The sequence below is a fragment of the Corynebacterium sp. S5S1 genome (genome assembly GCF_001913985.1).
GTDB lineage: Bacteria > Actinomycetota > Actinomycetes > Mycobacteriales > Mycobacteriaceae > Corynebacterium > Corynebacterium marquesiae.
On the sequence record NZ_MKXT01000001.1, the window covers coordinates 26,335 to 34,347 of the forward strand.

The window sequence follows — 8,013 nt, forward strand, 5'->3', positions numbered from 1 at the left end:
CTACTGTAGTGGGCCGAGCGTGATGAATTTATTCCACGTCTCCCACTCATCCTGTAGGCGGGCACGCTCATGGGGTGGGGTAGCGGTGCCGTCGATAAGCGCGGCATCTATCATGCGCACGCCATTGTCAAAGAACAACGCGGCGTGCCCCGAGGCACCATGGCGCAGTACCGGAACCAAGTTCAACCCATCGAAGGACAGGCGCGCATTGGGCCGCACATCCAGCCCGGCAATGGCGGCGAGGGTGGGAGCCAAATCAATAGGGGAGACTAGCTCGTTATTCTCTCCGCTTTCCGCCACACCCGGCCACAGTACCGACATCGGGGCATTTCCACCTAGCAGGGAGCAGACGGCAATAATGCCTTCAACCTGGTCGAGTTCCTCCAGGCTGGGCTGTTCAAGTAGGCGGAAGACATCGTCACCGGCAGGGTCCGTGTCTTCACGCACCTCGTAGCCCACCCCAGCAAAAACCTCACTGATGCGCGTGGCGGCTTGGCGCTGGGGGTACTGTCCGGTCAGGGTACCGCGGCGGGAGTCCGCATAGGTTTCCGAAGGTACCCACGTGTTATTAAAACGAACGCCGCGCAGTGCGGTCTCCGGCGCATGGTCAAAGGTCGCAAGAGTGATATCCATGGGCTCAATTCTAGGCTTGCCGACGCCCCCTTCGGCCAACTTCGCTTAGTGATATTGGTGAGCGGACGCTCGCCGCGGCGATTCAACGATTTCGTCCCTATAAATCGCCTATTTCGTCGACGGTCGCGGTGGTTTAGATGGACGAAATCGTTGAAAGTAGCTTTCTGATGGGAGCCGGTGCTAATCGAGCTCCAGGCCCTCAATGCCGTGCACCGTCACGGTCTCTGAGAGCGGCGCGCGGCCCGGAGCCGTATTAAAGACTGGGCTAGATTCATCGGCCGTACCAAAGGTGATGGCGGCGACCAGCTTGTAGTCCTCGTCCACGCCGAGGAATTCGCGTGCGGTTGGCGCAATCAAGGAAATCATGCCCTGTGGGATGCCGTGATAGCCGTGTGCTTCCAAGGAAAGCAAGAAGTTTTCGGCTTAGGTTCCCTGGTCAAAGGCGGCACGGACGCGGTCGCCCATCGGTGGGATAAAAAGAAGTGCCGCATGCGGCGCGCCGAAGAAGCGCAGGTTTTCGCGGACGAACTCCACGCGGCCTTCTTTATCCTCGCGCTTAATACCAAGCAGCCCGTACATTTTGGCGGCCAGTTCTTGGGAACGCTGGGGGTGGATGCCCTCACCATAATCGGTGGTGAAGTCCGGGCTGAGGCCGTTGGTGTCGAATTCCTTAATCAGCGCGGCGCTGAGCTCCTTGAGCTTTTCTCCGCCCACCACGTGCACGTTCCACGGCTGGGTATTGGAGTTGGACGGTGCGGATTGAGCGTCCTCCAAGACCTGCTTGATGTCTTCCACCGGCATGGGCTCCGGAAGGAATGCGCGGGGAGAGTGGCGATTGCGGATAAATTCGGAATACTTATTGGTTGAAGTCATGCGCGCCACTGTACACATTGCCGGGTTAAGGGTCAGAAAGTGTGTCTGGGATCGGTGATTTATAGTCACTGTCCAGTGTGATTGTTGAAAGTATAGGCTTCACGACCGTATATCGCTGTCCTTGACGGTAAATCCCCGGTGTTTCTACCTGGATGTGGTAGGCCCTGGTGGTGTGGTGGCTTGATGCCGAAGAATCGACCACGCTGCCACTGCGGCGGCGACATGAAACGCAACGGAACTACCAGCAAAGGAACCACACGATGGCGATGTAAAGCCTGTGGGGCATCAGGCATCAAACGTCGCCCCGACGTCACCAACGCTAGAATTTTTGCGGATTTTATCGAGCATTGCACCACCACAATCTCGCTAACTGCACTGGCTAAACGCAACAATGTAAGCCATTCCACTATGAAGCGCAGATTTACATGGTGCTGGCTTATTGACGTACCGGATCCCACCGTGGCACATACAGGCCGAGTCTATGACCAGATATTTCTCGACGGTACCTACACCGCTGGCGGATGCTTGATTGTAGCTTCCACCCTCGATCATGTTGTTGCTTGGCACTGGTGCAAACACGAAACTGAAGTGCCCCGAGTTTTGTTCCTAGGCATTTGCCTTGATTTCTATTATTTCCTGTGGCGGTTTCTGCTTCCAAAAATCGGTTTCCACTTCGACTGGGGTTCGGTATCCCAAGCTTTGGTGAAGCCTCATCTCGTTCCACCATGACACCCACTCGAACGTCGCGATTTCTACCTCGACAACATCCTCCCACCTGCGAGTATGGATCAGCTCGTTCTTGTAGGAGCCGTTAACGTTTTCAGCCAGAGCATTGTCATAAGAATCCCCGACAGTTCCGGTGGAAGCGGCAATCCCGTGCTGGGCAAGGCGCTCGTTGTAGACCACGCTGACGTACTGCGAGCCGTGATCCGAATGGTGAATGAGACTTGTTGTTTCCTCAGCACACACGATCGCCTGATTAAGAGCTTGCAGCGGCAACGCTTCGGTGCGCATGGAGTCTGATAACGCCCACCCAACGATCCGTCGGGAGTAAACGTCGGTGACAAACGCGGCATACACAAAGCCTTTCTTCGTGCGCACATACGTAATGTCAGCCACCCACAGTTTGTTCGGTCCGGGGGCTTTGAATTCACGCTCGACCAAGTCTGGGCGCAGATCAGGCACGTTAGGCTTACGGGTTGTGAGAGGTGATCTGCCTTTGCCTTTGCCAGAAACACCGGCCAAGCGCATTAAACGGGCAGTTTGTTCACGACCGATATCAATTCCGTCACGGCGGAGAGCATGCCACATTTTCCGTACACCGTAGACACCGTAATTATCCCGATGAACAGTTCTAATGCGTTCGACCAGCACAGCATCACGAAGGCGACGAGCACTTAACCCACGGGCCTTGGACTGGCGATAGCCACGCGAGGTGATGAACCCACCAGACCGGTTATTCTTCAACGTCTTACAGATGAACTCGACAGAGAAACGAACCCGGTATTCATCGATGAACCGGATCATTTCCGACGTTTTGGGTCGAGTTCCGACGCGAAAAAAGCTGAAGCGGCCTTCAGCAGCTCATTAGTGTCGCGTAGCTCTTGATTTTCACGACGCAGCCTCGCGTTTTCCGCGGCCAAATCTTCAGGCACAGGTTCTGGGATGTTTCCCGCACGACGGGCCTGTTGAGTCCATTGACGGGCCGTATGCCATGAAACCCCCAGCTTTGGAGCTACTGCCTGGCACGCGGCTTGCATCGACATATTTTCTGCCAAGATGCGATCTTCCACGAGACGGACCACACGGTCCTTTGCATCCTGGTCAAATTTTCTTGGCATATTCCAGATTTTCCCATCTACTCAAACGGAACAAAACCTGGGACACTTCAAACCGCTCCCGATTACACACGCCTGCTCGAACGCATCCCCGCCCCGTTAATCGCAACGACAGATGGCGGGCAAGGAACAGCAAGTGCAATAAAAACCTGCTGGTCAACAACACATGTGCAGCGTTGCCTCGTCCACGCACAGCGTGTAGTTCGCCGCTATACAACCTCACGTCCGCGCACTGATGCTGGCAAAGCTATCTACACGCTAGCGCTGAAACTCACCCGAGTGCGAACTAAAGAAGAGGTAGCTGACTGGGGTGTATTGCTCCATAACTTCAACACTGTCTACCGCAGGTGGATGGACGAGAGGACCAGGGTTAAAGACCCTGATACAGGAAATTGGACATGGGTATGGACACATTCCAACGTGCGAAAGGCCTACAACAGTCTGAACCATCTATGGCGCCAAGGCATGCTCTTTGTCTACATCAATCAACCTAAAGGCGTCTTAGAACCTGCCCGCATCAAATCTACGACCAACAGTCTTGAAGGCGGGATTAACGCTCGCCTGAAAGAGATTGCGCGTGCTCACCGGGGCAGAACAAATGAACACCAGCGCAAAATGCTGGACTGGTGGCTGTACCTAAAAACAGAACTGCCCGACGATCCACTACGCATCGCCAGACAGTCCCACTGGGGCCAGGACCAACTCGCCAAAGTATCCATCCTGACCCACACCGAGAACCAAGCCGACCACGAAACAGGACGACCAGCCCTCTACGACAACGGTATCGACACCGAGTACACCCACTCAATCGGCATCCAAAAAGGCCAAATCTAACCCCAGCGACACGCCGAGCCAGACACACATTTTGACCCTTAACCCACATTGCCGCATGCGTCCACCTTAAACCAAGTGTGGCCAGCGCAGATGAGTAGGGCCGGGGAAGTAAAACGAAAAATCGCCCACCTGAAAGATGGGCGAGACGTGGAGGGAATGACGGGAATCGAACCCGCGTCTTCAGCTTGGAAGGCTGAGGTATTAGCCACTATACGACATTCCCACAGCGCGCTATTGAAACGCTGCGCCATACTTTAGCGCACGCGGCGGCAAAAATGAAAATAGGGAACTAGGGTAGCGCTTGAGCCGTTGTTATAAGAGGAATGGCCCTAACTATAGAAAGCGATGATCGTAGTGGGAATTTTGCTCCTTGTGCTGGCAGTGGGCGGAGGCGCGTGGTTTATGTCCTCGCGCAACTCTCAAAAGCGCCGCGAGGAACGAGAAGCACAGCAATTGGCCGATGCACAAGCCGATGCTCGCCGGTGGATTGAACGCCTGGGTGGACAGGTAATGCAGATTTCTGGCACCGATTCTGCCTCCCAGCAGGCAATGGCCGATGCGTCCGAGCGCTTTACTGCGGCTAACTCGGCAATTTCGCGCGCCACTACTGCAAAGCAGGCGAACCTCGCGCGTGAGTCGGCTCTGGAAGGCATGCATTATGTGAATGCCGCGCGCGAGATTATGGGCATGAACCCGGGCCCAGAGCTGCCACCGCTCGAGGGGCAGCGCGCCGCCGGCAAGGTAACGGAAAAGCGCACCGTGGAAGCGAATGGCCAGCAGATCACTGCTTCGCCATATGCCTCCGCGGATACCCCGAACTACTACCCAGGCGGAACCGTCGCAGGGCGCCCAGTTCCGGCAGGGTGGTACTCGCGTCCGTGGTGGGCCGATGCATTGCAGACCGGCGTGTGGATGGTTGGCTACTCCATGATGTTTAATGCCCTGTTCTCCGGTATGTCTGGCATTGGTTATTCCGCGGCCGCTGCCGAAAACGGCGACTGGGGCGGTGGTGACGGCATGGGCGATGCTGGCGACATGGGCGGTGACGTTGGCGATGCTGGCGACATGGGCGGTGGCGATGACGGTGGCGGCCTGTTTGATGGTCTTGGCGATGGCGATGGCGGTGGATTCTTTGACGGAATGTTTGATTTCGATTTCGATTTCTAGCCGCTAGGCTGTCGAAATCGTCTTCTGTGCTGCGGGGATTCCATTAAGTGGGGGTCCGTTTAGGAGATTTAAAACTGACACGGTACACTGTCTCAGGTATGCAACGCAGCCAAGGTAACTTGGTGGCCTACATACGGGGCGTGGCGCAGTTTGGTAGCGCACCTGCTTTGGGAGCAGGGGGTCGCAGGTTCAAATCCTGTCGCCCCGACGTATGGGGGTCTGGAAATGCCCTAATAAGGATTTCCGGACCCCCTTTAAGTTTATGTACGTAAAACAATGAAGCCAGGGAGATTCACTCGTGAAGACCACCGTAGACAAGCTGAGCGATACCCGCGTTAAGCTCACCGTCAACGTTCCGTTTGCGGAGCTGGACCAGGAAATCGATCAAGCTTACGCGGCAATCGCGCAGCAGGTTTCTATTCCAGGTTTCCGTAAGGGCAAGGCACCGCGCCAGCTTATTGACGCTCGCTTCGGCCGCGGCCCCATCCTGGAGCAGGTTGTCAATGACATGCTGCCTTCCCGTTACGAGCAGGCAGTCAAGGAAAACGATCTGAAGGTCATCGGCCAGCCGGACGTTGATATTTCCAAGATTGAGGACAAGGACTTCGTGGAGTTCACCGCAGAGGTTGATATCCGCCCTGAGTTCGAGATTCCGGACTTCTCCAAGATCTCCGTTACCGTCCCAGCCCTAAAGGCTGACGAAGAGGACGTCGACAAGGCTCTGGAGGAGCTGGCAGAGCGCTTCGGTGAGCTCAAGGACACCAAGCGCAAGATGAAGACCGGCGACTACGCCATCATCGACATTACCGCTGAAATTGACGGCGAGAAGATCGAAGACGCTTCCACCGAGGGGCTGTCTTACCGTATCGGCGATGATGACCTCATCAAGGGTCTGGACACTGCCCTGCGCGGCATGAAGACCGGTGAGGATAACGAGTTCACCTCTACCATCCAGTCCGGTGAGCACAAGGACGAAGAGGCCACCATCAAGGTCCATGTCCAGCAGTCCAAGGAGCGCAAGCTGCCGGCTATGGACGATGAGTTTGCTCAGATGGCTTCTGAGTTCGACACCATGGACGAGCTGCGTGAATCCACCAAGACCCAGGTGGAGGAGACCAAGAAGGCTGAGCAGGCTGCACAGATCCGCGATGAGGTTCTGAAGTCCGCACTGTCCGAGGTTGAATTCGAACTGCCGCAGTCCGTAGTGGACGAGCAGGCTCACTCCCAGCTGCACCAGATCCTGGGCCAGCTGGCTCACGATGAGAAGGCACTGGCTCAGCTGCTTGAGGCACAGGGCACCTCCCGCGAGGAGTTTGATAAGCAGACTCGCGAGCAGGCAGAAGAGTCCGTGCGCACCCAGCTGTTCCTTGACGCTGTAGCAGAGAAGGAAGAGCCGGAAGTTTCCCAGCAGGAGCTGACCGACCACATCCTGTTCACCGCTCAGTCCTACGGCATGGACCCGAACCAGTTCATCCAGCAGCTGCAGTCCAACGGCCAGATCGCAAACCTCTTCTCTGACGTGCGCCGTGGCAAGGCACTGGCTGCCGCTATCTGCCGCACCACCGTCAAGGATGAAGAGGGCAATGACGTAGACGTTGACCAGTACTTCGGTGAAATCGAAGAAGAGGACGCTGCAGAAGCTTCCGAGGAGAAGTAATCTCCCACTTGTAACGCGCTGCTGCCACATGTGTGGTGGCGAGCGCGCATGAAACCCCGGATTCAGGTAACTCAAGGATGAGCCTGAATCCGGGGTTTGTGTCATTGTGGACGCCCTCTAGGAGTCTTTGAGTACTTCGAAGAGGGCGTGATGTGATGTGTGTTGGCTGGGGATACCGCTAGCCGTTCTTGGCTCTAAAGGCCTCGTCGGTCAACTGCAGGAAGCGCATAACGTAATCCTTGACAAAGTCTGCGGTACGTTGATTGAGATGTCCGGACTCTTCGAAAAGGGTGGGGGATTGGCCCAGAAATACTTCGGGCTGACCAGGGAGCGGCATGTCGAAGTAGGACAGAGCGAGGCGAAGGTTCTTCTGTGAACTGTAGCCGCCCATGCGGCCTACAGAGTGGCTAATGATACCTGCGGGAAGGTTCTTCCACGCCACATCTGAGTTGGGTTTAGAGCCGATGTCCACTGCGTTTTTGAGGCAGGCAGGGATAGTGCGGTTGTTCTCTGGCGTAATGAAGAGGATCCCGCTCGAGTTCTTGATGGTCTCGCGAAAGGTGGTGTACTCAGCCGGAGTGGGCTTGTCCGTGACGGCGGGGTCATCGTAGTCGAAGTCATAGAGCGGCAAGTCACGGATTTCCACGATGCTTGCCTCGTAGCCTTCAGGGATCATCGTGAGCACCTCGTGTGCAATCTTGCGTGCAAATGACTCTCGGCGCAGGCTGCCGACGATAACGCTGATACGTGGGGTGGTCATGGTAAACCTTCTTTCTTAGTTGGGTGTAGGGAGACGTGGTCAAGGGAGAAAAGGCTTGCAGCCAAAGGCCGGTGGTGGGCCGGCAGCGTGGGCGGCGGTGAGGAAGCCATCTACTTTGTCTCCTTCTTCATGGCGGAAGTACAGTTCGATGAGTCCTAGAAGCCCCCCGAGGACGGCCTCTCGTGCGGCGGATGTATTCAACAGCCGCATGGCTGCGGGTTGGTTTCCTTCGCGGATGGCTTCAAACAGCG

8 protein-coding genes, 2 tRNA genes and 2 pseudogenes are annotated in these 8,013 nt (G+C 56.1%); 5 read left to right on the forward strand and 7 right to left on the reverse strand.

Annotated features, from left to right (window positions below; genetic code table 11):
- The 3 genes from BKN05_RS00125 to BKN05_RS12605 all read right to left on the reverse strand — a co-directional run bounded on the left by BKN05_RS00125 (nucleotide 1) and on the right by BKN05_RS12605 (nucleotide 1,506).
- Entirely contained in the window at nucleotides 1-633 is a 633-nt protein-coding gene (locus tag BKN05_RS00125; protein WP_286687602.1) for a hypothetical protein, read from the reverse strand.
- A 180-nt stretch (nucleotides 634-813) separates the two neighbouring features.
- The gene (locus tag BKN05_RS12600) at nucleotides 814-1,044 is read right to left on the reverse strand and encodes a nitroreductase family protein (protein WP_353743542.1); all 231 of its coding nucleotides are present in this window, start codon (nucleotides 1,042-1,044) and stop codon (nucleotides 814-816) included.
- Nucleotides 1,045-1,056: 12 nt separating this feature from the next.
- Nucleotides 1,057-1,506 carry a nitroreductase family protein gene (locus tag BKN05_RS12605; RefSeq protein ID WP_353743543.1) on the reverse strand — a complete coding sequence of 150 codons (450 nt, stop codon included), beginning with the start codon at nucleotides 1,504-1,506 and terminating at the stop codon, nucleotides 1,057-1,059.
- A 183-nt stretch (nucleotides 1,507-1,689) separates the two neighbouring features.
- Between BKN05_RS12605 and BKN05_RS00135 the strand changes: the two are divergent.
- A pseudogene (locus BKN05_RS00135) lies at nucleotides 1,690-2,091 on the forward strand (transposase-like zinc-binding domain-containing protein); the annotation flags it as partial.
- A gap of 21 nt (nucleotides 2,092-2,112) precedes the next feature.
- Here BKN05_RS00135 and BKN05_RS00140 read toward each other — a convergent pair.
- Nucleotides 2,113-3,347 (reverse strand): IS3 family transposase gene (locus BKN05_RS00140; protein ID WP_193394702.1). Its coding sequence is split into 2 segments (ribosomal slippage): nucleotides 2,113-3,059 and nucleotides 3,059-3,347, totalling 1,236 coding nucleotides; the frame shifts between segments, so codons are not numbered across the junction.
- A 48-nt stretch (nucleotides 3,348-3,395) separates the two neighbouring features.
- On the opposite strand from BKN05_RS00140, the pseudogene BKN05_RS00145 reads away from it, so the two are divergent.
- Nucleotides 3,396-4,178: pseudogene (locus BKN05_RS00145) on the forward strand (IS1249 family transposase); the annotation flags it as partial.
- Nucleotides 4,179-4,326: 148 nt separating this feature from the next.
- On the opposite strand, the gene BKN05_RS00150 reads toward BKN05_RS00145, so the two are convergent.
- Nucleotides 4,327-4,401: transfer RNA gene (locus BKN05_RS00150), tRNA-Gly, on the reverse strand.
- A 122-nt stretch (nucleotides 4,402-4,523) separates the two neighbouring features.
- Between BKN05_RS00150 and BKN05_RS00155 the strand changes: the two genes are divergently transcribed.
- The 3 genes from BKN05_RS00155 (at nucleotide 4,524) to tig (ending at nucleotide 7,002) form a co-directional block, all read left to right on the forward strand.
- Nucleotides 4,524-5,345 carry a flagellar basal body-associated FliL family protein gene (locus tag BKN05_RS00155; protein WP_049377228.1) on the forward strand — a complete coding sequence of 274 codons (822 nt, stop codon included), beginning with the start codon at nucleotides 4,524-4,526 and terminating at the stop codon, nucleotides 5,343-5,345.
- A 134-nt stretch (nucleotides 5,346-5,479) separates the two neighbouring features.
- Nucleotides 5,480-5,553: transfer RNA gene (locus BKN05_RS00160), tRNA-Pro, on the forward strand.
- Nucleotides 5,554-5,643: 90 nt separating this feature from the next.
- Nucleotides 5,644-7,002 (forward strand): trigger factor, encoded by a 1,359-nt coding sequence (gene tig, locus BKN05_RS00165; protein ID WP_005324044.1) that lies wholly within the window; start codon nucleotides 5,644-5,646, stop codon nucleotides 7,000-7,002.
- Between the two features lie 178 nt (nucleotides 7,003-7,180).
- On the opposite strand, the gene BKN05_RS00170 is transcribed toward tig, so the two are convergent.
- The gene (locus BKN05_RS00170; RefSeq protein WP_286687603.1) at nucleotides 7,181-7,762 is read right to left on the reverse strand and encodes an NADPH-dependent FMN reductase; all 582 of its coding nucleotides are present in this window, start codon (nucleotides 7,760-7,762) and stop codon (nucleotides 7,181-7,183) included.
- A gap of 39 nt (nucleotides 7,763-7,801) precedes the next feature.
- Nucleotides 7,802-8,013, reverse strand: a 212-nt coding sequence (locus tag BKN05_RS00175; protein WP_286687604.1) for a hypothetical protein, incomplete at its 5' end; no start/stop codon positions are given.

Excerpts from the sequence above, each read along its gene's own strand:
- BKN05_RS00125 (WP_286687602.1), bottom strand. The coding sequence starts at position 633 with ATGGATATCACTCTTGCGACCTTTGACCATGCGCCGGAGACCGCACTG.
- BKN05_RS12605 (WP_353743543.1), bottom strand. The coding sequence starts at position 1,506 with ATGACTTCAACCAATAAGTATTCCGAATTTATCCGCAATCGCCACTCT.
- BKN05_RS00155 (WP_049377228.1), top strand. The coding sequence starts at position 4,524 with ATGATCGTAGTGGGAATTTTGCTCCTTGTGCTGGCAGTGGGCGGAGGC.
- BKN05_RS00170 (WP_286687603.1), bottom strand. The coding sequence starts at position 7,762 with ATGACCACCCCACGTATCAGCGTTATCGTCGGCAGCCTGCGCCGAGAG.